19 protein-coding genes are annotated in these 25,960 nt (G+C 63.3%); 8 read left to right on the top strand and 11 right to left on the bottom strand.

What is annotated here, in order from left to right:
- The first annotated feature begins 26 nt into the window (after positions 1-26).
- The 5 genes from HX881_RS21435 to HX881_RS21415 all read left to right on the top strand — a co-directional run bounded on the left by HX881_RS21435 (position 27) and on the right by HX881_RS21415 (position 4,963).
- Complete coding sequence (locus HX881_RS21435; RefSeq protein WP_177086513.1) at positions 27-1,358, top strand: TRZ/ATZ family hydrolase; 1,332 nt, start codon at positions 27-29, stop codon at positions 1,356-1,358.
- Positions 1,359-1,424: 66 nt separating this feature from the next.
- A complete protein-coding gene (gene ubiG / locus HX881_RS21430) occupies positions 1,425-2,123 on the top strand; it encodes a bifunctional 2-polyprenyl-6-hydroxyphenol methylase/3-demethylubiquinol 3-O-methyltransferase UbiG (protein WP_017129667.1) in 699 nt (232 codons plus the stop codon).
- A 3-nt stretch (positions 2,124-2,126) separates the two neighbouring features.
- A complete protein-coding gene (gene mupP, locus HX881_RS21425) occupies positions 2,127-2,798 on the top strand; it encodes an N-acetylmuramic acid 6-phosphate phosphatase MupP (protein WP_042937165.1) in 672 nt (223 codons plus the stop codon).
- Positions 2,799-2,929: 131 nt separating this feature from the next.
- Positions 2,930-3,670, top strand: a complete 741-nt coding sequence (locus tag HX881_RS21420; protein WP_177086511.1) for a YciK family oxidoreductase — start codon at positions 2,930-2,932, stop codon at positions 3,668-3,670.
- 366 nt (positions 3,671-4,036) lie between these two features.
- Positions 4,037-4,963 carry a GGDEF domain-containing protein gene (locus HX881_RS21415; protein ID WP_017129670.1) on the top strand — a complete coding sequence of 309 codons (927 nt, stop codon included), beginning with the start codon at positions 4,037-4,039 and terminating at the stop codon, positions 4,961-4,963.
- A gap of 18 nt (positions 4,964-4,981) precedes the next feature.
- Here the strand turns inward: HX881_RS21415 and HX881_RS21410 are convergent, their stop codons facing one another.
- The 7 genes from HX881_RS21410 to HX881_RS21380 form a co-directional block, all read right to left on the bottom strand.
- On the bottom strand, positions 4,982-5,737 hold the full coding sequence (locus HX881_RS21410) for an iron-containing redox enzyme family protein (RefSeq protein WP_218169430.1): 756 nt from the start codon (positions 5,735-5,737) through the stop codon (positions 4,982-4,984).
- A 79-nt stretch (positions 5,738-5,816) separates the two neighbouring features.
- Positions 5,817-8,276, bottom strand: a complete 2,460-nt coding sequence (locus HX881_RS21405) for an EAL domain-containing protein (RefSeq protein WP_177086509.1) — start codon at positions 8,274-8,276, stop codon at positions 5,817-5,819.
- A gap of 211 nt (positions 8,277-8,487) precedes the next feature.
- A complete protein-coding gene (locus tag HX881_RS21400; protein WP_370591027.1) occupies positions 8,488-10,305 on the bottom strand; it encodes an ABC transporter ATP-binding protein in 1,818 nt (605 codons plus the stop codon).
- A complete protein-coding gene (locus HX881_RS21395) occupies positions 10,289-10,891 on the bottom strand; it encodes a DsbA family protein (RefSeq protein ID WP_177086872.1) in 603 nt (200 codons plus the stop codon). The genes HX881_RS21400 and HX881_RS21395 overlap by 17 nt, the downstream gene beginning before the upstream one ends.
- Positions 10,892-10,927: 36 nt before the next feature.
- Positions 10,928-11,866 carry an oxygen-dependent tRNA uridine(34) hydroxylase TrhO gene (gene trhO, locus HX881_RS21390; protein ID WP_017129675.1) on the bottom strand — a complete coding sequence of 313 codons (939 nt, stop codon included), beginning with the start codon at positions 11,864-11,866 and terminating at the stop codon, positions 10,928-10,930.
- A 102-nt stretch (positions 11,867-11,968) separates the two neighbouring features.
- Positions 11,969-12,265: a BolA family protein gene (locus HX881_RS21385; RefSeq protein ID WP_017129676.1), complete on the bottom strand. Its 297-nt coding sequence runs from the start codon at positions 12,263-12,265 to the stop codon at positions 11,969-11,971.
- 12 nt (positions 12,266-12,277) lie between these two features.
- Entirely contained in the window at positions 12,278-12,796 is a 519-nt protein-coding gene (locus HX881_RS21380; RefSeq protein ID WP_017129677.1) for a DUF2059 domain-containing protein, read from the bottom strand.
- Positions 12,797-12,990: 194 nt separating this feature from the next.
- Here HX881_RS21380 and HX881_RS21375 point away from each other — a divergent pair, with 194 nt between their 5' ends.
- Positions 12,991-14,385 carry a class II fumarate hydratase gene (locus HX881_RS21375; RefSeq protein WP_103032679.1) on the top strand — a complete coding sequence of 465 codons (1,395 nt, stop codon included), beginning with the start codon at positions 12,991-12,993 and terminating at the stop codon, positions 14,383-14,385.
- A gap of 115 nt (positions 14,386-14,500) precedes the next feature.
- Here HX881_RS21375 and HX881_RS21370 read toward each other — a convergent pair whose 3' ends face one another.
- Positions 14,501-15,469 carry a DMT family transporter gene (locus HX881_RS21370; protein ID WP_177086508.1) on the bottom strand — a complete coding sequence of 323 codons (969 nt, stop codon included), beginning with the start codon at positions 15,467-15,469 and terminating at the stop codon, positions 14,501-14,503.
- Between the two features lie 213 nt (positions 15,470-15,682).
- On the opposite strand from HX881_RS21370, the gene HX881_RS21365 reads away from it, so the two are divergent.
- Complete coding sequence (locus HX881_RS21365; protein ID WP_017129679.1) at positions 15,683-15,886, top strand: DUF6316 family protein; 204 nt, start codon at positions 15,683-15,685, stop codon at positions 15,884-15,886.
- Between the two features lie 242 nt (positions 15,887-16,128).
- On the opposite strand, the gene HX881_RS21360 is transcribed toward HX881_RS21365, so the two are convergent.
- Both HX881_RS21360 and pap read right to left on the bottom strand, forming a co-directional pair.
- On the bottom strand, positions 16,129-17,313 hold the full coding sequence (locus tag HX881_RS21360) for a thiolase family protein (protein ID WP_017129680.1): 1,185 nt from the start codon (positions 17,311-17,313) through the stop codon (positions 16,129-16,131).
- 103 nt (positions 17,314-17,416) lie between these two features.
- Positions 17,417-18,937, bottom strand: a complete 1,521-nt coding sequence (pap, locus tag HX881_RS21355; RefSeq protein WP_017129681.1) for a polyphosphate:AMP phosphotransferase — start codon at positions 18,935-18,937, stop codon at positions 17,417-17,419.
- A 139-nt stretch (positions 18,938-19,076) separates the two neighbouring features.
- On the opposite strand from pap, the gene mnmC reads away from it, so the two are divergent.
- Positions 19,077-21,077, top strand: a complete 2,001-nt coding sequence (mnmC, locus tag HX881_RS21350; RefSeq protein WP_177086506.1) for a bifunctional tRNA (5-methylaminomethyl-2-thiouridine)(34)-methyltransferase MnmC2/FAD-dependent 5-carboxymethylaminomethyl-2-thiouridine(34) oxidoreductase MnmC1 — start codon at positions 19,077-19,079, stop codon at positions 21,075-21,077.
- A gap of 1 nt (position 21,078) precedes the next feature.
- Here mnmC and HX881_RS21345 read toward each other — a convergent pair whose 3' ends face one another.
- On the bottom strand, positions 21,079-25,953 hold the full coding sequence (locus HX881_RS21345; protein ID WP_177086504.1) for an NEL-type E3 ubiquitin ligase domain-containing protein: 4,875 nt from the start codon (positions 25,951-25,953) through the stop codon (positions 21,079-21,081).
- Between the last annotated feature and the right edge of the window lie 7 nt (positions 25,954-25,960).

The raw sequence follows: 25,960 nt of genomic DNA, 5'->3' as shown, positions 1-25,960 counted from the left end.
TGTATAAAGCCTGGAAGCCGTCCTCGATGCCGAACATCGCCGCCCCGCTCGACTTGCTGTTGCTGCCCACCTGGCTGGTGCCTGTCGAACCCGCCGGCGTGGTCCTCAAGGAGCACGGCCTGGGCATCCGCGACGGGCGTATCGTCTTTATCGGCCCGCGGGCCGAGGCCTTGAAACTCAAGGCCGGCGAAGTCCGCGAGCTGCCGGGGGCACTGCTCGCCCCGGGACTGGTGAATGCCCATGGCCATGCCGCCATGACCCTGTTCCGTGGCCTGGCCGACGACCTGCCGCTGATGACCTGGCTGGAGCAACATATCTGGCCCGCCGAAGGCAAGTGGGTCGACGAAACCTTCGTCCGCGACGGCACCGACCTGGCCATTGCCGAACAGCTCAAGGGCGGCATCAGTTGTTTCTCGGACATGTACTTTTTCCCGAAAGTTGCCAGCGAGTGCGTCCATGACAGCGGCATTCGCGCCCAGATCGCCGTGCCCATCCTCGACTTCCCGATCCCCGGCGCGGCCAGCAGCGACGAATCCCTGCGCCAGGCCATCGAACTGTTCGGCGACCTCAAGCATCACCCCCGTATCAAGATAGCCTTCGGTCCCCATGCACCCTATACCGTCGGCGACGAAAACCTGGAAAAAATCCGCGTCATCGCCGAAGAACTCGACGCCGCGATCCATATGCATGTGCATGAGACCGCCTTCGAGGTCCAGCAGGCGGTTGAACAGAACGGCGAACGGCCACTGACCCGCCTGGCTCGCCTCGGCCTGCTGGGACCGCGCTTCCAGGCCGTGCACATGACCCAGATCAGCGATGACGACCTGGCCTTGCTGGTAGAAAGCAACACCAGCGTGATCCACTGCCCGGAATCGAACCTGAAACTGGCCAGCGGCTTCTGCCCGGTGGAACGCCTGTGGCAGGCCGGCGTCAATGTGGCAGTAGGCACCGATGGCGCGGCGAGCAACAATGACCTCGACCTGCTGGGTGAAACCCGTACCGCCGCCCTGCTGGCCAAGGCCGTTGCCGGTTCCGCCAGCGCCCTGGATGCCCATCGCGCCCTGCGCATGGCGACCCTGAACGGCGCGCGCGCCCTGGGCCTGGAGAGTGAAATCGGCACCCTGGAAGTCGGCAAGGCCGCGGATATCGTCGCCTTCGACCTTTCCGGCATGGCCCAGCAACCGGTCTATGATCCGGTGTCCACCCTGATCTACGCCAGCGGCCGCGAGTGTGTGCAACACCTGTGGGTTGGCGGCAAGCAACTGCTCGACGACCGGCGCCTGACCCGCCTGGACGAACAACGACTGAGCGCCACGGCCCGGACCTGGGGCCGGCGCATCGGCGGTCATGCGCACTGATTTGATCATCCCGGGCCCGAACGGCCCTGGATCACCCTGGTTTCCAAGTTTTCAGAGGATAGTTCCATGAGCAACGTCGACCACGCCGAAATCGCCAAATTCGAAGCCCTCGCCCATCGCTGGTGGGACCGTGAAAGCGAGTTCAAGCCGCTGCACGACATCAATCCGCTGCGGGTCAACTGGATCGACGAGCGGGTCAAGCTGGCCGGCAAGAAAGTCCTCGACGTCGGTTGCGGCGGCGGCATCCTCAGTGAAGCCATGGCCCAGCGCGGCGCCACGGTCATGGGCATCGACATGGGCGAGGCGCCCCTGGCCGTGGCCCAACTGCACCAACTGGAATCGGGTGTCAGCGTCGAGTACCGGCAGATCACCGCCGAAGCCCTGGCCGAGGAAATGCCCGAGCAGTTCGACGTGGTCACCTGCCTGGAAATGCTGGAGCACGTACCCGATCCATCGTCGGTGATTCGCGCCTGCTTTCGCATGGTCAAGCCCGGCGGCCAGGTGTTCTTCTCCACCATCAACCGCAACCCGAAGGCCTATCTGTTCGCCATCGTCGGCGCCGAATACATCATGGGCCTGCTGCCGCGCGGCACCCACGACTTCAAGAAATTCATCCGTCCTTCCGAGCTGGGCTCCTGGAGCCGCGACGCCGGCCTGTCGGTCAAGGACATCATCGGCCTGACCTACAACCCGCTGACCAAGCACTACAAGCTGGCTCCGGACGTGGCGGTGAACTACATGATCCAGACCCTGCGCGAGGAATGACCGATGCGTTTGAGAGCGGTTCTCTTCGACATGGACGGTACCCTGCTCGATACCGCGCCGGACTTTATCGCCATCTGCCAGGCCATGCTGGCTGATCGCGGGCTGCCGGCGATTGCCGACAGGCTGATCCGCGACGAGATTTCCGGCGGTGCCCGCGCGATGGTCGCGGTGACCTTCATGATGGACCCCGAGTCGCCAGGCTTCGAGGAACTGCGCCAGGAGTTCCTCGAGCGCTACCTGAAGGCCTGCGCCGTCCACAGCAAGCTGTTCGACGGCATGGGCGAGTTGCTGGCGGATATCGAGAAAGCCAATCTGCTCTGGGGCGTGGTCACCAACAAACCGTTGCGCTTCGCCGAGCCGATCATGCAGCAGCTCGGCCTGGCCGAACGCTCGGCCCTGCTGATCTGCCCGGACCATGTGAAGAACAGCAAACCGGACCCGGAACCGCTGATCCTGGCGTGCAAGATGCTCGACCTGGACCCGGCCAGTGTCCTGTTTGTCGGCGACGACCTGCGCGATATCGAGTCGGGCCGCGACGCCGGGACCCGCACCGCCGCCGTGCGCTACGGCTACATCCACCCGGACGACAACCCCGATCACTGGGGCGCCGACGTCGTGGTGGATCATCCACTGGACCTGCGCAAGGTCCTGGATAACGCGCTGTGCAGTTGTTGAGCTGATTCCTGCGGGAGCCGGCTTGCCGGCGATAGCTTCGACGCGGGGTATCTGTCCGATCACGCCGCCTGGATCGCCAGCAAGCCGGCTCCCATGGATAGCGTCATTCTTACATTTGTTGAGGTTCAGCCATGTTTGATTACTCCGCCCGCCCCGAATTGCTCAAGGATCGGGTGATCCTGGTCACCGGCGCCGGCCGCGGCATCGGCGCGGCCGCCGCCAGGACCTATGCCGCCCACGGCGCCACCGTGCTGTTGCTGGGCAAGACCGAGGCCAACCTGACCCAGGTCTATGACGAGATCGAAGCCGCCGGCCATCCACAACCGGCGGTGATTCCGTTCAACCTGGAAACCGCCCTGCCGCACCAGTACGACGAACTGGCGGCGATGATCGAGACCGAGTTCGGCCACCTCGACGGCCTGCTCCACAACGCTTCGATCATTGGCCCGCGCACGCCGATCGAACAGCTCTCGGGCGAAAACTTCATGCGGGTCATGCAGGTCAACGTCAACGCCATGTTCATGCTGACCAGCACTCTGCTGCCATTGCTCAAGCTGTCCCAGGACGCCTCGGTGATCTTCACTTCCAGCAGCGTCGGCCGCAAGGGCCGTGCCTACTGGGGCGCCTACGGGGTCTCCAAGTTCGCCACCGAGGGCCTGATGCAGACCCTGGCCGACGAACTCGACAACGTTGCCCCCGTGCGCGCCAACAGCATCAATCCCGGCGCCACTCGCACCAGCATGCGCGCCCAGGCGTATCCAGGAGAGGACCCGCAGAACAATCCGACGCCTGAAGAGATCATGCCGGTCTACCTGTACCTGATGGGCCCGGACAGCACCGGCATCAACGGCCAGGCCTTCAACGCCCAGTAATCCATCCCTCCTCACACCCCCGTGCCGGAATACCGGCACGGCAAGTCGGGCATTTCAAAAAGCCAGTACGGCAAGTCAAACAACTGCCGCCCGTCCCCGGCTTTGCCCTTCAAGCAAAAAACAACCTGATGAATTGCAACGAGTTTTATTTGATTGAACCGGTTGGCACGACTTTCGCTCTAACTTCCCTCAGACAGGTTGTGTGAAAGCCGCGGGCGTTCCATCGGCTCGGGCTACCAAGCCCGGGCGAAACGATTAGACTGTTGCCAATTGTCCTACGGGACTGATGGATCAGTACGACGCGCAGCCCCCAAGCCGCTCTCACCAGCCTGTAAGACCGCATGCTGTACCCAGGGGCTGACCACCATGAAGACACCGATCCAGACCAACACCATTGACTTCGACAGTGCCAAGTTGCAGCGCCTGGGTTTCGGTCAGGCCCCCAGTCTTTTCCAACGCCCCACCACCCTCACCCAGCTGCGCCAGCAACTCGGCCTGCAGTTGCAGACCAGCCTTGAGCCGGAACGCATCCTCGGCCTGTTCTTCCGCGAGATTCAGCGCCTGGTCCCCCTGCACTCACTGATCTACGTGCATCAAAGCAGCGACCTGCGCCTCGAATTCGGCCAGCGCGGTCATCACTCGGTGAGCTACAGCCTCAGCCACGAGGGCGAGCACCTGGGGCAGTTGCTGTTCCGGCGCAACCAGCGCTTCACCGAACAGGAACTGGGCAACCTGGAGTCACTGCTCTCCTGCCTGCTCTATCCGGTACGCAACGCCTTGCTGTACCGCGCCGCCACCCAGAGCGCGCTGCGCGACCCACTGACCGAGACCGGCAACCGCATTGCCATGGACCAGACCCTGCAACGGGAAATCGAATTGGCCCGTCGCCACAGCCAGCCGCTCTCGTTGTTGATGCTCGATATCGATCACTTCAAGCGCATCAACGACAGCCACGGCCACAGCGCCGGCGACCAGGTACTCAAGGCCGTCGCCGCCTCGATCAAGAGCCAGCTGCGCAATATCGACATGGTGTTCCGGTATGGCGGGGAAGAGTTCCTGATCGTCCTGTCCAACACCAGTCGCGAAGCGGCGGCCATGGTCGGTGAACGCCTGCGCCAGGCGGCGCAGAGCCAGGATTATCCGGCCAACGAGCAGACCATCGCCCTGACGGTGAGCCTGGGCTGCGCCACCTTGCTGGCGGGGGAGTCAACGGAAAGCCTGCTGCGGCGCGCGGACAGCGCCTTGTATGTGGCCAAGCGCGAAGGTCGCAACCGACTGGCAATGGCGGGGTAACCCCCGCCACCTGTCAACTCAGCCTGCAGCGAGTTCTGCCTGGCGCTCACGGGCGACCGGGACCTTTTCCAGCTGCATGCAACGCTCCAGGAACAGGTACATGTAGTCGTAGCTCTTGCAGACGGCCTGGCGCAGCTCGACCTGCAACGCCTTGCTCGGATTCATGCCCGCCAGGGTGCAGACGATCTCCAGCGCTTCCCACGGATGGGCATCGTCATACTGGGCGTGCATCTTCAGCCATTTCATCGCCCGCTTGCGCTCCTCCTCGGGGAATGCCGCCGCGTAGACGCCAGAGGAGCAGACCACCGCCGACCATTCGCCGGTAGCCCCTTCGATGGCGTAGTTGGTCGCGGCAATCGCCACCACCAGCGAATCCGCCGAGCTGGTATGCCAGCACCAATGGCTCAAGGCATGCAGTTCAGGGGCGACCTGTTGCGCCTGCAGGTCTTCGAGCGTCACGCCATGGGCGCGACTCCAGTGCACCCAGTAGTCGGCATGGTTCAACTCCACGCGGATATTGCGCATCAGCCAGCGACGCGCCATGTCCTCGCCAGGATGGCGGGCAAAGCGGGTCTTGGTGAGGTTCTGGGCCATGTACAACGCAAACTGTTCTACCACCGGCCAGCCGCCAATCAGGTACTGGCGCATGGTTTTCGCGCTCAGCTTGTTGTCGCGCATCCGCTGGTAAAGTTCGTGTTCGACAACCCGGCGCTTGCTCTCGCTACAGTCCCGAATAAGCTGTTGTGCCCATGCGGGGTAGCTGGAGGCTTCCATAAGCGGGCCGGTTCTGCTGAATGTGTCGATCACTGTCGAGCTCCTTTTGAGTGGTGATGTGTGCAGACCTGCAAAGGTTTCAGCGGAACGTGCCAGGCGCCCTGAACAACAAGGGTCGAGGTCGCGCGGGTCGACACAGCAGACTGTCGCACGTGAACAGCTGCGGGCGTTCGATCACATAGCCCTGAGCATAATCGACACCGATCTCCAGCAATGCCTGCTCGATCTGCGGCGTTTCAACAAACTCGGCAATGGTTCGCTTCCCCATGACATGGCCGATGTGATTGATCACTTCGACCATGGCGCGGTTAATCGGGTCGTCCAGCATATCCTTTACGAAACTTCCATCGATCTTCAGGAAGTCTACAGGCAAATGTTTAAGATATGCGAATGAAGACATACCGGCACAAAAGTCATCCAGAGAGAAGTGACAACCCAACCCTTTGAGCTCATTGATAAAACGAATGGCACTCCCGAGGTTGGAAATAGCGCTGGTTTCAGTGATTTCAAAACAGATCAGCCGCGGCGGAATCCCGTGCAGGGCAAATTGCTCGTGGAGGAAGCCGAGGAAGTTCTCGTCGCCGATGGTCGTGCCTGACAGATTGATCGCACACATCGCCATCGGCTCTTCACGCTCCAGGGCAATGCACTGCGCCACCACCTTGAACACGTTCTGCACCACCCAGCGGTCCAGCTGGTTCATCAGACCGTAGCGCTCGGCCGCCGGGATAAAGCTGTCGGGGAGGATCATCCGCCCTGCTTCATCATGCAACCTGAGCAGGATTTCTACATGACCATCTGCATGATCGGTCTGACCCAGCGAGGAAATTTCCTGCGAGTACAGGCAAAAACGATCCTCCTCCAGGGCCATGTGCAGGCGCTGGACCCAGGCCATTTCGCCGAAGCGCAGGGACAACTCCGAATCGTCGGCGTGATACACCTGAACCCGGTTGCGACCTTTTTCCTTGGCCATGTAGCACGCCATGTCCGCCGCCCGCAGGGAGGATTCCAGCGTCGCGGGCGTCTGCTGGATATGCACCAGACCGATACTGACCGTGGTGACAAAGGGCCGCCCTTTCCAGACAAAGTGCAGGTTCTGCACAGTCTGGCGTAATCCTTCCGCGATTTTTTCAGAGACGTCTGAAGGGCAATTCTCCAGCAAAATGCCGAACTCATCACCGCCCAGCCGCGCCAGGGTATCGCCTTCGCGCAGGCCGGATTGCAACAGCGCGCAGATATGTCGGAGCAGTTCGTCACCGGCGGCATGCCCGCAGGTGTCGTTGACCAGCTTGAACTGGTCCAGGTCGAGGAACATCAAGGCGTGTCTACCGGGCTGGCGCCCCAGGTTATGCAGCGCCTGCTCCAGGCGGTATTCGAATTCGCGCCGGTTCGCCAGGCCGGTCAAGGCATCGTGGGTGGCCTGCCAGGACAGGTTGGCGATGTATTGCCGCTCCTGGGTCATGTCGTGCAATACCAGCACCGCACCACTGACCTTCCCCGCATTGCGGATCGGCGCCCCGACCAGGGTCACCGACACGGTACTGCCGTCCAGCCGCTGGATCAGCTTGGAGTGCTCGCTGCCGCCGCCCAACTGCCCGCTGAGAATGTGTTCGATCAGGGTAAAACCTTCCTCCTGGGCATTTTCGTCCAGCAGGTTGAACAGTGCCGCCAGAGGTAATCCGTAGGCCTGGGCAGCTTTCCAATGGGTCAGGTGCTCCGCGGCGGGGTTCATATAGGCAATGGCCCCCTCGACATCGGTGGTGATCACCCCGTCGCCGATGGACTCCAGGGTGATCTGCGCCCGCTCCTTTTCCAGTTGCAGGGCGTCGGCAAAGGCATGGCGCTGGGCCAGCAGCTTGTGCGTGCGCAGCAAAGCCAGGGCGATCAGCCCGAGGGCCGTGGCGAGGTTGGTGATCAGCAGCAGTCGCAGGATCACCCGCGAGCCTTCGCCCAGGGCATCGCTGAAGGCCCTGGCAGCCGGGGTCACCCCGTCGTTGATGGCGAAGATCCGGCCTTTCCAGTGCTGGATGTCGGCAGCGCTTGCCATATTGGCGGAAATCGCCCGGTGCATCTGCTGGGCAACCTCATCCAGTTGCACCAGGTAGCCATCGCCCACCGTCCACTTTTCGATGGCCTGTTCGAGGTAACTGAAATGGCGAAAATTGAGGTACAGCCAGATCAGGCTGGAGACGTCATCCGGGTGATTGCCGCCCTGCAGGATCCCCCGACGCGCCGCTTCCAGGTCGGGTGTCGCGGCATCCAGGGCGATGCGCAGCTCATGCCCGCCCTGGGGCACGGCAATCGCCTGCTGGTACTTGAGGAAAATCGCCTCGTCGCGGCTGTCGGCATACAGGTTGAGGTAATAGATCGCGTCCTTCTGCCCCTTTGACCAGAGACTCTCGCCAGCCACATAACCCCGCACGGCAGAAAGCACATAGAGGCTGAGACAACCGAGCAATGCCTGAAACAGCACGACCGCGATAAAGGGCCAGACGATGCCCAACAGCCGTGGCGTTCCGAGAGTTTGCTTGCGCTTCATGAGTTCCCTTGCATCAGCACAGCCAGATGGACAGCCGAGAGAATTTCACCCCTGATAGCACAGCCTAGGCTAATTTCAGCAACCTCGAATGGATCGTTGATCGACTCGAAACCACCGCTTCTGGCCAGGTATGCGCCGACAGCAAGGGAAAAATATTTCTTCCAGTCAATTCAACCACTAAGCACAGAAATCCGCGAAAAACTCAAGAGCGTCAAATTTTCTGCAGGTGCCCGTAAAGCTTGGCGTACAGGCCACCTTCGGCGATCAGCTGTTGATGGTCGCCATCTTCGGCTATCCGGCCGCCATCGAACACCAGCACGCGATCGGCCTGTTTTACCGCCGACAGGCGATGGGCAATGATCAAGGTGGTACGACCGCTGAGAAACCGGCTCAAGGCCTGATGCAGGTTGTATTCGGTGGCGGCGTCCAGTGCCGAGGTCGCCTCGTCGAGAATCACCACCTTGGGTTCGGCCAGTACCATCCGGGCAATCGCCAGGCGCTGGCGCTGCCCGCCGGACAGGCGCACGCCGGAACGCCCGACAATGCTGTCCAGGCCCTGGGGCAGGACCCTGATGGTGCTGTCGAGTTGGGCGATTTCCAGGGCGCGCCAGCAGGCTTCGTCACTGCGTTCGCGGCCCATGGTGAGATTGGCGCGGACCGTGTCGTTGAACAGCGCCGGGTGCTGCAGCACCACCGCGACATGCTCGCGCACGGTCTCCAGGCCGATTTCGGCCTGGGACGAGCCGCCAAACCTGATGGTCCCGGACTGCGGCGTATAGAGACCGAGCAGCAATTGCACCAGGGTGCTCTTGCCACCGCCGCTGGCACCTACGATCGCGACCTTTTCACCCGGCGCGATGGACAGGTCCAGTTGATCGAGAACCGGCTCGTCGCCATAGGCAAAGCTCAGCCCGCGCACTTCGATCCCGACCGTATCCCGCCCGACAAACGGGTCGACGCCACCCGGATACTGCGGCTCGTCGGCACGCGCCAGCAATTCGTTGATCCGCGTCAGCGCGCCGCCTGCCGCGTAGAAGGCGTATTGCAGGTTGAGCAGTTGTTCCACCGGACCGATCATGAACCACAGGTAACTGAACACCGCGAGCATCTGACCGATCGACAGGTCCGAAAACAGCACGGTGAGCATGGCCGCCGCGCGGAAGATATCGATGCCGAACTGGAACAGCAGGCCACTGGCCCGACTCGACGCGTCGCTTTTCCACTGCGAGGCCACGGCATAGTCGCGCACTTCCCGGGCCCGTTGCCCGAGGCGGCCGAGAAAAAAGCCCTGGCGATTGCCGGCGCGGACTTCCTGGATGGCATCGAGGGTTTCCGTCAGTGCCTGGGTGAACCGCGAAGTGCTGTCGTTCTCCAGCTTCTTCAGGTGCTTGACGCGCTTGCCCAGTTGCACCGTGAAGTAGATCACCAGCGGATTGAACAGCAGGATCAGCAGCGCCAGCTTCCAGTGCATCCACACCAGGATGCCGGAGGTGCCGACCAGCGTCAGCATCGCCACCAGGAAACGGCTCAGGGTTTCCCCGACAAATTTGTCGAGGGTATCCAGGTCGGTGACCAGGTGCGTGGTCACCGTGCCACTGCCAAGGCTTTCGTACTCACCCAGGGAAATCCGCTTCAGGCGCTCGATCAGGCGGGTGCGGATGCGATAGACGATATCCTTCGCCAGCCCGGCAAACAGCCGGGCCTGGAGGACGTTGAACAACAGCGCGCCACAACGCAGGCACAAGGTGATCAGCAGCATCAGGCCGATATAACCGACCGCGCTCTGCCAACCGCCGGGCAGCAGATGGTTCATCACCTGCAACGCCGCGTCGCCGTGCTTGAGCAGCACCTCGTCCACCAGCAATGGCAGCAACAGCGGGATCGGCACGCTGCACAGGGTCGCCATGACCGCGACACCGTTGGCAATCCACAAGGCTTTTCTGTGCTGCAGTGCCAGGCGCCGGATTTCCGCCCAGCTCAGGCGGTCGGCGGGTTGTCGCGAAGCGTCGGGATCAGGCACAGGCCGCACGCTCCAGCCAGCGGCCGAGCAGCGGTGACAACTCGGAAAGGGGCTGGTAGCCATTGGTCAACAGCGCCAGCTGGCCATTGCGCTCGGCCAGCAGGGTCGGGAAACCGGCGATGCCCAGGTCCTGGACCCAGGTAAAGTCCGCCGCCGTGGCCGCATGCTGCTCGGCCTTGTCGTAGGCCTCGGCAAACTCGATGCGCGGCACGCCGGCCGCCTCGGCCAACTCCACCAGCACACTGGCCTGGGTGACATCCCGTCCTTCAACGTAGAAAGCCCGCTGGATCAGCCCCACCAGCCGCCAGGCGCAGTCCGCCGCCAGGCTTCGTGCGGTGATCACCGCCCGGCACGCCGGCTCGGTGTCGTAGACAAAACCCTCGGGCAAGGCGCCTTCGAAGGTGAAGGGCTGGCCGGTGGCCTCGGTGACCGCCTGCCAGTGCTCGAGGATGTAACGCCGGGTGGTCGGTTCCAGGGCCGTGCCGCTGCCGGTGCGCAAGCCACCCATCACCAGGTGCAACTCGACGCCCGCGGCCTGCGCCTGCTTGACCAGGGCCTCGGCCACCGGGGCAAAGCCCCAGCACCAGGAGCACATCGGATCCATCACATAGAGCAGGCGCGCGGACATGGTTCAGGCCTCGGAAGGTTGGCGATAGTTGTAGCCGATCGGATGGGGTTGATTGCGCGCCTTGGCCAACTCGATCTGCTTCTGCCGGTCGATGGCACTGCGGCGGGTCTTCTCGCTCAGTGTGTTCCAGCAATGCGGACAACTGATGCCGGCCACATAGTGTTCCGACGCACGGTCTTCGACGCTGACAGGCGTACGGCAGGCGTGGCACTGATCGTAGTCGCCTTCGCTCAGGTCATGGCGAACGGTCACGCGGTTATCGAACACGAAGCAGTCGCCACGCCATTGGCTCTGTTCCTGGGGCACTTCCTCGAGGTACTTGAGGATCCCGCCCTTGAGGTGATAGACCTCGTCGAAACCCTGGCCGAGCATATAGCTCGAGGCCTTCTCGCAACGAATGCCGCCGGTGCAGAACATGGCGACCTTCTTGTGCCGGGCCGGGTCGAAGTTGGCCTTGATGTAGTCGGGAAACTCGCGAAAGCTGGTGGTTTTCGGATCGATGGCGCCTTCGAAGGTACCGATCGAGACCTCGTAGTCGTTGCGGGTATCGATCAGCAGCACTTCCGGATCGGCAATCAGGGCGTTCCAGTCCTGCGGATCGACATAGGTACCGACCTGCTTGTTCGGGTCCACGCCTTCGACGCCCAAGGTTACGATTTCCTTCTTCAGCTTGACCTTGGTCCGATAGAACGGCTGGTCGTCGCAGTAGGATTCCTTGTGGTCGATATCCACCATGCGCGGATCTTTCTTCAGCCAGGCCATCAGCCCGTCGATGCCTTCGCGGCTACCGGACACGGTGCCGTTGATGCCTTCCTCGGCGATCAGCAGCGTGCCCTTGATGCCGTTGTCGACCATCGCCTGCAACAGTGGCTCGCGCAGGGCGACGTAATCTTCGAGGGTGACGAACTTGTACAGTGCCGCCACGACGATAGGTTGGGTCATGGGTATTTCTCTCCAGGTGGCTGCCCTCGCAAAGGGCGAACCGGACGCAAAAAAAAACGCGCCGACTGAGCGGCGCGTTGCGGATTCTAGCAAAAAGCGAACTTAGTGCCCACCGCCGGCGCAGGTCGGCGAAGCCGGTGCCGAACCGATTTTCACCCACTCTTCAGGGGTGTAGGTATGCAAGGCCAACGCATGGAACTGCCCCATCAGGTCACCCAGGGTGGCGTAGACCTTCTGGTGGCGCTTGACGCTGTTCAACCCGGCAAACTGCTCGCTGACCAGCACCGCCTTGAAGTGGGTCTGCAACCCGCGGCTGTGCATGTGGCTTTCATCCAGCACTTGCAGATGCTCGGGGTGCAAGGCGCCCAAGGCGGTTTCGATACGTTGTTGCATGGTCATCGCGGGCTCCGCTTACTTCTTCTTCGCCGGTGCAGCCTTGGCCGGCGCCAGTTCGTTGGTCATGTCTTCCAGCAGCTTGTTGACCACGGGCACCGCGCTTTCCAGCTTGGCCTGGGTCATCTGGGCCGATTGCTGGGTCAGCTGCGGCATTTTTTCCAGGACTTTCTTGCCCAGTGGCGACTGGTAGAACGCGACCAGGTCCTTGAGTTCGGATTCGCTGAAATTGTCGGTGTAGAGCTTGACCATGTCAGGCTTGAGCTTGTTCCAGCCGATGGCCTGGTCCAGGGCGGCATTGGCCTTGGCCTGGTAGGTATCGAGCAGCGGCTTTTTCGAGTCCGGTGCCTGGGTCTGGGCGAAGCGCTGGGCGAACATCTGCTGCACTTGCGAGTAGACCGGGGTTCCGAGCTTGTCGGCATGGGCCAGCGTCAGGAAAGCTTCGGCACTGGCGTTGTGGCTGGCGGTATCGGCGAAAACCTGGCCGCTGGCGCATACCAGAGCAACCGCGGTACAGATGGCACGAAGACGGGTCATCGAGTTTCCTTTAACTAACAGGCGAGGTAAAACCCCAAGGGCGACCATTCTGCGCCTAACAAAGTGTGTCACTCAACCCCGGCACCGTTTGTGACACTCTCGAGGCGGGCCGCAGGTGGTAAAAACCGACGCAAGGAACCTACCAGGCCGATCAGGGCCTAAACTGCGCTATCAGACCTTGAGGAGTGTGCCCCATGAGCCGTATCGAAACCGACAGCCTTGGCCAGGTGAATGTCCCGGAAGACGCCTACTGGGGCGCCCAGACCCAGCGTTCACTGATCAATTTCGCCATCGGCGACGAAAAGATGCCGCTGGCGGTGATGCATGCCCTGGCCCTGATCAAGAAGGCCGCGGCCCGGGTCAACGACCGCAATGGCGACCTGCCCGCCGATGTCGCCCGGCTGATCGAACAGGCCGCCGACGAAGTGCTGGCCGGCGAACATGACAGCCAGTTCCCCCTGGCGGTCTGGCAGACCGGCAGTGGCACCCAGAGCAACATGAACGCCAACGAGGTCATCGCCGGACGCGCCAACGAACTGGCCGGCAAGGGCCGTGGCGGCAAGTCGCCAGTACACCCGAACGATCACGTCAACCGCTCGCAAAGCTCCAACGACTGTTTCCCCACCGCCATGCATATCGCCGCGGTCCAGGCGGTGCACCGGCAACTGCTGCCAGCGATTGCCGAGCTGTCCGGTGGCCTGGCGGAACTGGCCGCGCGCCATATGAAGCTGGTCAAGACCGGACGCACCCACATGATGGATGCCACGCCGATCACTTTCGGCCAGGAAGTCTCCGCCTACATCGCGCAACTCGACTATGCCGAGCGGGCCATCCGCGCGACATTGCCGGCGGTATGCGAACTGGCCCAGGGCGGGACGGCGGTCGGCACCGGGCTCAACGCGCCCCACGGTTTTTCCGAAGCGATCGCCGCCGAACTGGCGGCCCTGGCCGGCCTGCCGTTCGTCAGCGCACCGAACAAATTCGCCGCCCTGGCCGGCCATGAACCCCTCACCAGCCTGTCCGGCGCCCTGAAGACCCTGGCCGTGGCCCTGATGAAGATCGCCAACGACCTGCGTCTGCTGGGCTCCGGCCCCCGTGCAGGGTTCGCCGAGGTCAGGTTGCCGGCCAATGAGCCGGGCAGCTCGATCATGCCCGGCAAGGTCAACCCGACCCAGTGCGAAGCCCTGTCGATGCTGGCCTGCCAGGTCATGGGCAACGATGTGACCATCGGGTTTGCCGCCAGCCAGGGCCACCTGCAATTGAACGTGTACAAGCCGGTGATCATCCACAACCTGCTGCAATCGATCCGCCTGCTGGCAGATGGCTGCAGCAACTTCCAGGCCCATTGCATCGCCGGCCTGGAACCGGACCCGGTGCAGATGGCCGCGCACCTGGAACGCGGACTGATGCTGGTCACCGCGCTGAACCCGCATATCGGCTACGACAAGGCGGCGGAAATCGCCAAGAAGGCCTACGGCGAGAACCTTACCCTGCGCGAAGCGGCGCTGGAGCTGGGCTATCTCACCGACGAAGAGTTCGACGCCTGGGTACGTCCGGAAAACATGCTGGAATCGGGCAAGAACGGCTGATACCCGTCCGCTTGCCGTTGCAGGAGCCGGCTTGCTGGCGATGGCGCCGGGGCAGTCGATAAAGATGTCGGCTCGTTGTCGCCAGCAAGTCGGCTCCCACAGGCCGCATCACCAGCTACAAGGTGGGCTGCCCCGCCAACCGCGCTCGCCGGGCCTTGAGCCCGGCAATCAGCGAAGGGCCGAGCGCCACCAGCGCGGAACCGACCACCACCAGTACCGCCCCGCCATACCCCAGGCCGTTGATCTCTTCGGCATGCACATATTCCGGCCAGATCCACGCCGCCAGCGCCACCGAACCGAAGGTCACCAGCGGCGTGATCGCCAGGGTCGCACTGACCCGCGATGCCTCCCAATGCGCCAGCGCCTCGGCAAACGCGCCATAGGCCACCAGCGTATTCAGGCAGCAACCCAGCAGCAGCCAGCCCTGCAAGGGGCTCAACTGCAAGACCTCGGCGGGATGCGCCCAGGGGGTCAGCAGCAAGGCACAGAACAGGTAGATCACCATCATCACCTGCAACGAATTCCAGACCGTCAGCAACTGCTTCTGGCTCAGGGCGTAAAAGGTCCAGACCGTCGAGGCCAGCAACACCAGCAACACACCGGCGGTATAGTTTCCGAGGGAGGTCAGCAACTCGCTCAAGCGCTGGTTGAAGAACAACCCGAAGCCGACCAGCAGCACCAGCAGCCCGATGCCCTGGCCCAGGCTGAAGCGTTCCTTGAACACGAACAGACTGGCGATCAGCAGGAAGATCGGCCCCATCTGCACCACCAGTTGCGCGGTGCCCGGACTCAGCAGGCTCAGGCCCATCAGGTACAGCACATAGTTGCCGGTGAGGCCGAACACCGCCAGCAGCACCAGCCAGCCACCCCGCGGGCCCAGCGCGCGCCAGCTCGGCAGGCGGCGCGTGGCCGCCAGGTAGAAGAACAGGAAACCGCCGGAGACGACCAGCCGGCACCAGGTCACGCTCACCGGGTCCATCACCAGCAGGACCTGCTTGAGCTTGATGGGCAGGATGCCCCAGAGCACGGCGGTCAACAGGGCGAGGAACATCCCATAGCCCCAGCGGCCGGATGAAATATGCATGGACAGTCCTGTGGGCCGAGGGATTCAAGCCGCCATTCTAAGCGGCTCACGATCCGCTCCACAGCCGCCAGGGCAGACAAAAGCGACATTGATCGACGCCTGAGCGCCGCCAGTAAATTGGCTTCAACCGTTGATCGGACGATCAGGCGACGTATCTCTATAAGTTTTATGCTGGTTTTCTGACAGCCACCTTCTATCCACGGAATTTTCTCCATGTTCGGCAAACGCGCCCAGGACAGCACCGAGGCCACGCGCTTTCGTAGCGACCGTGTCACTGCAATCAATGGCCTGTATTTTTTCAGCACCCGGGAGAACACCCTGGAAGGACCGTTTTTCACCCGCGACGATGCCCAGCGGGGAACCCGGCTCTATATACAGCGGATGCAACTGGCAAAGGATATCCAGGCCGGTCTCTGACAAAAGTACAGCCGCCTTGTGGCAGAAGGCTATATAGGGGCGGGCTTGTGTGGGAGCGGGCTTGCCCGCGAAGGCGTCTTCAGGAGCCCCAAAAGCTTCGCGGGCAAGCCCGCTCCCACATGAACAGAGCTCCCCTACAGACAGTACTCCCCCCCAGACAGAGCCCCCCTACAGACAGCATTCCCCTCCAGGCAGCACTTCCCTAAAGACAGCACTGCCCCCAGACAGCCTCCACCTTGTTATCAGCGCACCGCTTCAAACAACCCCGTCGCGCCCATCCCGCCACCCACGCACATGGTCACGATGCCGTAGCGCAGGTTGCGCCGTTGCAGCTCGCGCACCAGATGCCCGACCTGGCGTGAACCGGTCATGCCGAACGGATGGCCGATGGAAATCGAACCGCCGTTGACGTTGTACCTGGCATTGTCGATCTCCAGCCGGTCGCGGCTGTACAGGCATTGCGAGGCAAAGGCTTCATTGAGTTCCCACAGATCGATGTCCGCCACCGTCAAGCCCTTGGCCTTGAGCAGCTTCGGCACCGAGAACACCGGACCGATGCCCATCTCGTCCGGCTCGCAGCCGGCCACGGTGAAACCACGGAAAAACGCCTTGGGTTTCAGCCCCAGTTGCAGCGCCCTCTCCAGGCTCATGACCAGGGTCATCGACGCGCCATCGGACAACTGCGACGAGTTCCCCGCCGTCACCGAACCATCTTCGGCAAATACCGGCTTGAGTCCGGCCAGGCTGTCCAGGGTGGTGTCCGGGCGATTGCAATCATCCCGGTCGACCACGCCTTGCAGGCGCTGGATCTGCCCGCTGGCCTTGTCCTCGACCGCGTAGGTTACCGTCATCGGCACGATTTCATCGTCGAACAGGCCCGCGGCCTGGGCGGCGGCGGTGCGCTGCTGGCTTTGCAGGGCATACAGGTCCTGCTGCTCGCGACTGACGTCATAACGCCGGGCGACCACCTCCGCCGTCTGCCCCATGGGGAAGTAGATACCCGGAACCTGCTCCTTGAGCAGCGGGTTGATCAGGTTCTCGGTATTGACGCTTTTCATCGTCAGGCTGATGGACTCGACACCACCGGCGACGATGATATCGCTGCACCCGGAGGCGATCTGGTTGGCGGCAATGGCAATCGCCTGCAGGCCCGAGGAACAGAAGCGGTTGAGGGTCATGCCCGCCGTGCCGGTGCCCAGTTGCGACAGCACCGCGACGTTGCGCCCGATGTTGTAGCCCTGGGCGCCTTCGTTGGAGCCGGCACCGACAATGCAATCCTCGACGCTGGCCGGATCGATGCCGTTGCGCACCAGCAGGGCGTTGACACAATGGGCGGCCATGTCGTCGGGCCGGGTCTGGTTGAACTTGCCGCGGAACGACTTGGCCAGGCCAGTACGCACGCTATCGACGATCACCACTTCACGCATGGGAACACCTCATTGTCATTGTCGGTCCAGGAGAGCACGAGCATAAGCTCGCCCAATCCGGGACTGCGACAATCATTCACTGGGCGTATGCGTCATCATCGTCTTATTTCGACTTCTTGCCCTTCTTGTCGTGTTTGTCGGACTTGGCGAAGGCCTCTTCGATCGCCTGGTTGACCGTGCGCAGGACCTTGACCCGGGCCCAGCGCTTGTCGTTGGCCTCCACCAGGGTCCAGGGCGAGATCTCGGTGCTGGTGCGGTCGACCATGTCGCCCACCGCCGCGCGGTAGAGGTCCCATTTCTCGCGGTTGCGCCAGTCGTCCTCGGTGATCTTGAAGCGCTTGAACGGAATCTCTTCACGCTGCTGGAAACGTTCCAGCTGGGTCTGCTTGTCGATGGCCAGCCAGAACTTCACTACGATCACCCCGGCGTCGCTCAACTGTTCCTCGAAATCGTTGATCTCGCCGTAGGCACGCAACCAGTCGCTGACGCTACAGAAGCCCTCCACCCGCTCCACCAGCACCCGGCCGTACCAGGATCGGTCGAACACGGTGAACTTGCCCCGCGCCGGGATCTGCCGCCAGAAGCGCCACAGATAAGGCTGGGCCCGCTCGTCTTCACTGGGCGCGGCAATCGGCACGATGCTGTACTGGCGCGGATCGAGGGCCGCGGCCAGGCGGCGGATCGCCCCACCCTTGCCCGCCGCGTCATTGCCTTCGAACACCGCGACCAGTGCGTGCTTGCGCATGCGCTTGTCACGCATCAGGCCCGACAGTCGCGCCTGCTCGGTGATCAGTTGTTCCTCGTAGTCGGCCTTCTCCAGGCTCAGGGTCATGTCCAGGCTGTCGAGCAGGCTCATCTGGTCGACGCCCGCCGGCAGCGGCGCGCTATTGGTCGGCCGCGACTCGACCTGGGAAGCCTTCAACGCCGCCTGCAGGCCCTCGAGGAGGATTTTCCCCACCGTCAGGCTGCGGTAGTGCGGGTCGACGCCTTCGATCACATGCCACGGGGCATAATCGCGGCTGGTCCGGCGCAGCACCCGCTCGCCGAAATGCACGAAGGTGTCGTAGGTTTCCGACTGCTGCCAGTCCAGCGGGCTGATGCGCCAGCTGTGCAGCGGGTCATCCTGCAAGGCCTTGAGCCGGGCCTTCATCTGCTTCTTGGACAGATGGAACCAGAACTTGAAGATCAGCGCGCCTTCGTCGCAGAGCATCTTCTCCAGGCGCTCGGCCCCGGCAATCGCCTGGTCGAGTACCGCATCCTTGAACAGGCCGTGTACCCGTCCCTGCAGCATCTGGCTGTACCAGTTGCCGAAAAACACCCCCATCCGCCCCTTGGCCGGCAACATCCGCCAGTAGCGCCAGGCCGGCGGGTGGGCCAGTTCTTCATCGGTCTGCTGGTCGAAGGTGCGGACCTCGATCAGCCGCGGGTCCATCCATTCATTGAGCAACTTGACGGTTTCGCCCTTGCCGGCCCCTTCGATGCCGTTGATCAGGACGATCACCGGGAAACGCTTCTGCTGTTGCAATTCGAACTGCACTTCGAGCAGGGCCTCGCGCAGGGCGGGCACCTCGGCGTCGAAGGTGTCTTTGTCGATGGCGTGACCGATTTCAGCGGATTCGAACATGGAGGGCTCCTTCCAGAATTGAGCAAGATTAGCGGATCAGACCGCACCGTGGGCCGCTAAGTCCCTGGCATTTGCCCTGGATCAATCCGGTGCCGGCCAATCGGCTAGAATGGCCGACTGTTTGTTCACGAGTTCCACCATGAGCCGCGTACCGCCCCACGCCCAGATCGACTGGGACGACCAGGGATTGCCCCACTCCCGGGTGTTCGACGATGTGTATTTTTCCGATGCCTCGGGCCTGGAAGAAACCCGCTATGTCTTTATCGAACAGAATCGCCTGAAGGAACGCTTCGAAGCCCTGGAGCCGAACGGGCGGCTGGTGATCGGCGAGACGGGGTTCGGTACCGGACTGAATTTTCTCTGCGCCTGGCAACTCTTCGAACAATGCGCGGTGCCCGGTGCGCGCCTGCATTTCGTCAGCGTCGAGAAGTACCCGCTGAGCCATGCCGACCTGCAACGGGCCCTGGCCCTCTGGCCCGAACTGGCGGCGTTTGCCACCCCGCTGCTCAAGCAATACGTGGCGATCCACCCGGGCTTCCAGCGCCTGCTGCTGGATAACGGACGGGTCACCCTGACCCTGCTGATCGGCGATGTGCTGGAGCAACTGCCGCAACTGGATGCCCAGGTCGATGCCTGGTTCCTCGACGGTTTCGCCCCGGCGAAAAACCCCGAGATGTGGACCCCCGGGCTGTTCGCCGAACTGGCGCGCCTGGCAGCCCCCGGCTCGACCATCAGCACCTTTACCAGCACCGGCTGGGTCCGCCGCTCGCTGAACGCGGCCGGTTTCAAGATGAAGCGCACGCCGGGCATCGGCCACAAATGGGAAATCCTGCGGGGCGAGTTCGTCGGCTGGCCGCCGGAGGTGCCGGCGCCGCTGCCGGCCAAACCCTGGTTTGCCCGCCCCGCCCCCCGGATCGGCGAACGCCGGGCCCTGGTGATCGGCGGCGGCCTGGCCGGTTGTGCCAGCGCCGCGAGCCTGGCTGCCCGTGGCTGGCAGGTCTGCCTGCTGGAACGCCACGAGGCCCTGGCCCGGGAAGCCTCGGGCAACCCCCAGGGTGTGCTGTACCTCAAGCTGTCGGCCCATGGCACCGCGCTGTCGCAGCTTATTCTCAGTGGCTTCGGGCACACCCGGCGCCTGCTTGAACAGTTGCACAGAGGCGTCGACTGGGACGGCTGCGGCGTGCTGCAACTGGCCTTCGACGAGAAGGAAGCCGAGCGCCAGGCGCAATTGGCCGCCGCCTTCAGCACCGAGTTGCTGCAGGTGCTGGATCGCGAGCAGGCCGAAGCCCGGGCCGGCGTGACGCTTGAACACGGCGGGCTGTTCTTCCCCGAGGGCGGCTGGGTCCACCCGCCGGCCCTGTGTGATTGGCAGGCCGCACAGCCGAACATCGAGGTCTGTCCCCACAGCAATGCCGTCGAACTGCGCAAGGTCGACGGCCAGTGGCAGGCCTGGGACGCCGATACCCTGCTGGCCAGCGCCCCGGTGCTGGTCCTCGCCGGGGCCGCCGAAGTGAAGCGTTTCGCCGCCGCCGCGGCCTTGCCGCTCAAGCGCATTCGCGGACAGATCACCCGCCTGGCCCAGACCGCCGACAGTGCCGCCCTGAGCACGGTGGTCTGCGCCGAAGGCTATGTCGCGCCGGCACGCCTCGGCGAACACACCCTCGGTGCCAGCTTCGATTTCAAGAACGCGGACCTGGCCCCGACCACGGCGGAGCACATCGGCAACCTGGCGCTGTTGCAGGACATCTCCGCCGATCTGGCGACACGCCTGAACGCCGTCGGACAGGACCCGGAGCAGTTGCAAGGGCGTGCCGCCTTTCGCTGCACCAGCGCCGACTATCTGCCCATCGTCGGTCCGCTGGCCGACCCGGCAGCGTTCGCCGAGGCCTACGGCATCCTGGCCAAGGATGCGCGGCAGATACCACAAGTGCCCTGCCCCTGGCTCGAAGGGCTGTACATCAACAGCGGCCATGGTTCCCGTGGCCTGATCACCGCACCGCTGTCGGGCGAGTTGCTGGCCGCCTGGCTGGAGAACGAACCGCTGCCACTGCCCCGCAGCGTCGCCGAGGCCTGCCATCCGAACCGCTTCGCCTGGCGGGCGCTGGTCCGCGGCCAGCCCCCGCGCAAGGCCGACGCCTGAATCAGTCACCCGGCAACGGCGCGGGCTGCTGGTTCAGCTCGTGCTGGGTCAGCCCCTCGAGAAACACCCGTTCCTCGGCCATGCGGGTTTCCATCAACGCCGACAGGCGCCGGGAGTAACTGTCACTGAGCATCTCCGGCGAATGCTGCAACAGCAGTTCCTCCTGTTCATGAAACGGCCTGTTGAACCGTGAGAAATCACGCGGGTATTTCTTCCTCAGGAAGTCGATCCAGAAGTCGCGCGAAGCGATAAAGGTTTTCATCTCCGGTTTTATCTCGGCCTGTCGGATCCGATTGCGCGCTGCAAGGATCTGTTCTTCGGTGACATTGGCAATCTTCCTGAAGAGTATTTCCCGTGGCTGTCCGGGCAAATACAGCGAACGTCCCAGCCCGACCCGGTACGCCAGGTTCACCTCGATCTCGTCGACCGACTCGGACGATGGCACTTCGGGACGATCGACCAGGTCGCGCACATGCTCGCGGGCAATGGCATCGATCTGCTCCAGGCGAAACAGGCCACGCGCCAGCCTGAGCAACTCGGTCGGATCATCGCTGCCACTCGCCAGGCTCCGCGCCCGGTTCAACAGCACCCGAACTTCCAGGTCGCTGAAATTCTTCGCCGCGCTGTCAACGCAGGTCATGGGGTTGGCCGCGAGGTCGAACAGTTCGCTGCGCAACTGGCTGTCCCGGGCCGCGGCCTCGAGCACCTTCCAGACCCGTCGTGTCAGGTCCGTGCGGGTCTTCATGTATTCCGCGCTCCCTCCCAGTCGGCCCAACAATACGAAAAACTCTTCGGCCCCCTCTTCCAGTCGTAGCTCTTGCCACAACTCCTGCAAGGCAGTCCGTCGTTCACCCTCGATGCCGGACAGCCAGCGCTGGCGCGCGGCGTATTCGTCCAGTGGCAGTTCTGTCTCCGGGATGCCAAAGGTGACGCCGGTACGCAACCGGTAATCGGCCAAAGTGCTCTGGGCGGCAGACTCCAGGGGGTTGTTGCGCAGGATGATGCGCCGGGTGATCGGTGAAGGCGCCAGGTAGAGTTCGCTGGGCAAGGCCTGGATCTGGTTGCCGCGCAGATCCGCCTCGGAGAGCGACGTGCGCGTCAGCAGCCCCGACGGCAGGTGGTCGATACCCGTTCCACGCACGAACAGGCGGCGCAGGTGCGGCATCTGGCTGACGTCCAGCAGGCCGATGTCGAAGTTGCCGTTCATGTTCAGCACCTCGAGATGCCGCAGGTGCGACAGCACGCGGACCGAGTGGCGGGTCAGCGCGATCCGGTTGTCCTGCAGGTTCAGCACCCGCAGCTCGGTCATGTCGGCAATCGCGCTCGGCAGGAACTCCAGCTGATTGTTGTTCAGCTCCAGTTTGCGCAGCTTGGTAAACCGCTCGAGAAAGCCTGGGGGAATGCTCTTCAGTCGCATGTTCTGCAAGGACAGTTCGGTGACGTGCTCGAAGCTGACGCCTCTGGGCAGAGCCGGCAAGGTGGCGACGCGCAGGCCCGCCAGGCTCAGGCTATGACCGATGGCCACGCCATTCTCGTCATAGGTCCGCGGGGTTTGCCGACGCCAGCAGCGCTTGATGATTTGCGCGGCCTGCTGGCGGCTTTCGGCCAGTCCGCCCAGCCAGAGGTGCTGCCCGTACATCCAGGGCGATGCTCCACGCCAGGTGCGCAGCGTCGAACGCAGCAGGGCGGATTCTTCCTCCAATGCCCGCAACCTGCGCCGGGCGTCGATCGGGTCCTCGCCCAGGGACAACAGGAAATTGCGCGCTTCCGGTTCGCACAGATCGGGGTACAAACGGGTCACTCGCCGCAACACGCGCTGCGAGCCCTGCACGCCGCCGCGCCTGACGCGCAGGCAACCCCTGCCCTCGCCCTCGCGCCATGCCGGCAAGCGCTGGTCCGGTCTTCGCGGGGCAAAGCCGAGCGTTTCTTCCAGCACCGGTCGCGGACGCTCCAGGACCTTGGACATCAGCAGTTTGTGCAATGTGCCCGCCTCGTCCAGCTTGAGACCCATGGCTCCCCGCTCGCTCAAGGTCAGGGCGCTCAACAACGCCCCGCTCAGGGCATGTGGCCCCCTGGTCTGCGGCCCCAGGGTCAGGCCTTCGCCATCGAATGCCCGATACCCGTCGAGGCTCCTGACCAGGACCCGGCGCCTGGGCAGGTCGACCTTGCCCATTTCGATCAGCAAGGGGCCGTCGGACCTGCCCTGGCGAACTTCCAGTCGCAGATCCCCCGGCCAGCCCTCCAACATGCCGATCATCGGCACCTGCAGTCGCGCCGTGTCCAGATTGCTCGTCCCTTGCAGGAAGCCGGCGTCCAGCGCCTGGTTGAGACGTACCTCGCGCAGGCTGTCGCTCGCCGCCTCGATCAGTCGTAGCTGCGGACTCTGGCCGCTGGCCAGGTGCTCCCTCGCGACATCGTCGGTCTGCGCGAGGATTTCCCGCAGGACACCGTCCGGCAGGTCGGGAAAACGTTGCTTCAGGCGCAAGGGCAAATCCTTGCCATTGAGGTAATGGAGCTTGTAGAGGCGCCGGAACACCGCCGCCCGATGATCACGCACATGCGCGCCCAGGATCGGGGCCAGCAGGCTGGCCTCGTCACCGGGCGGCACGCCAGGCCCGAGCAATGCACGCCGTTGCTCCTGAGCCAGGTTGCGCAGGACCACCGTCAGCCCCTCGGCCTCGATTTCCCTGGCCGATAACACCATCGTTGTCGGCTTGGCCGTCAGGTCCGCGCCATACTCGCGCAGCGGTCGACGCAATCCATCCAGCAACATGAGGGTGTGGTTCTCAGGCCAGCCCTTGAGGCTGGGCAGCACCTGCAACTGCAGTTCGAGCAGGCGCGCGGCGGCCGATGCCGGAGCCTCGGCGGGGGTGATCAGCCAACTCAATTCGTGGTCCAGCCTGAAGCGCTGGATCGAATCGAGCAAGGATGCCGGGATTGCCGAGAGGTTCATATGGAGCCGACGCAACTGTGATTCGTCCAACTGGTGAATCGCCAGGATCTGCTCGATATCTTCATCGCTCAGCCAACGCAGCGCCGGGCCAAGGCGACGAAACAGATAGACCGGGTCATGCCAGCGCCAGGGCCACTCGTGGGCCAGGCGCCAGGCGCCGCCGCCGTTGTGCTCCAGCAACGGCGAATAGGCCGATTCACGAGCGGGATGACGCAGGCGCCAGGCTCCGGCGTCCTCATCGTGATAGGCGCGGTAAGGCTCGCCGGCGATTTCCAGGTAACGATGGCCTTCACCGGCTTCGCCCCTGTCGCCATGGAAACCCTGCTCATCCGGCACCCGTGTCGCCAGCCAGGGTGCCTCATGACGGTAGGCACGCAGGTCGGGCTGCCACAGGCGATAACGCCCGTCGCCCGACTTGACGGGTATCAGGTCGTCGAAGAAATCCGAGTAGCGCCGCAGCAGGCCCTTGACCGCCTTGCCGCCCCAGTGCACGGCGGTGCCCAGGGCAACCATGGTGGCAATGTCCTCGGCCACCGACATCATGTGCGAAATGGCCTCGTCACGCTCACCGCGCCGCCAGTCCTCATACCCTTCATAGGTTTCGGCCAGCAGTTGCCCGACCGCCACCCCCATCATCAGCAAGCCCAGCCAGGGATTGGCGAACGCGGCCAGGTTCAGCAGCGTCATCCCCAGTCCCAGCAGGGACTGGTTTCTGGCGGTACGGGCATCCTGATCGACATCCTCGGTCGGCACCGCCACGGTCCGCGCATCCGCCTGCAGGCGCAGGATCTGTTGCTGGTAGAGGGAGAAAAACAGCTCGCGACCCAAGGGTTGCGCTTTCAACTGCAGGTCGGCCCGGGTATTCAGGGAAGTCGTGCCCTGGTCGATGGCACGCCCGCTCCCGATGGTCAGGCGCCTGCGCAATGTCGAGAGAAAGGCCGGCAGCTCGCGCTGGCTGACAAAGCCGCAGAAAAACCGTTCATAGGCGGGTTGCCAGAGACGACGGCGCAGTTCCGCCTCGAAGTCCTCAAGCGAGGCATAGAGCTTGAAGGGGCTGAGCGGGTCATTGGGAATATGCACCAGGACCCGCTTCTCCATGCCGCCGGGCTCGATCCGAGGCATATCCACCCGGGTGAACAGGCAGATGCCGGACAAGGTGACGCCCAGCAACCTCAACTCATTGGCGATCATCCTGGAGCCATCCGCGGCCACGGCAACATTCAACTCGATCAACCGGCAGACCTGCTGGTGAGCCAGAGCGTCGATGTCTTTCTTCAGGTAGGCGATACAGGCATCGACCAGCATATCGGCCTTTTTCTGTTGGCCGATGGCGAACTCGATCCGGAACTCATCGTTATCGGGTTGCTGCCCCGCGTTCTTCGGCAGATGAAAGACCTCGCACAGATGCTGCTGGTACAACTTGCCCAGATCCAGGCGGCGGACCAGATCGATAAATGAAGGGACGGCGATCTTCGGCCGCGGATTCGCCCCGGGGCCGAGCTGGATATGCGATTGCGGCGGCAGCTCCTCATCCGGCCCGAAATTCTGCAGCGCGGCCTCCAGCAGGCTACTGCTGGAATAGGTCATCGGCAGGCTGTAGCCCGGACCGATCGGCGGCGGCAGCGGCGGCCAGCGATCGGCGATGGCCAGTTGATCCTGGTGAAGATCCAGGCCCGGCCCGAAGCGCTCGCGCAGGGCCGCCTCCAGCAAGGGTTCGGAAAAATCCCGGACGGATTTCAGGTCCTTGAGCCAGGTAGAAATCTCTTCCTTGAAGAACTGGCTCCTGCGCATGTACTCGCGCAATTGCGCGATATCCTCGGCGCGGGCCGCCAACAGCCAAGGGGGTGCGTTGGCCCTGATCACCTCTTCGTTATCGCTGTGCTCGTCCAGGTCGGACGGTGCAAGACTGACAATCGCTGACATTTCAAAC

This window comes from Pseudomonas gingeri (assembly GCF_013386115.1).
Classification (GTDB): domain Bacteria; phylum Pseudomonadota; class Gammaproteobacteria; order Pseudomonadales; family Pseudomonadaceae; genus Aquipseudomonas; species Aquipseudomonas gingeri.
The sequence above is the reverse complement of the archived record's forward strand: the minus strand, read 5'-3'. Positions and strand labels throughout refer to the sequence as shown.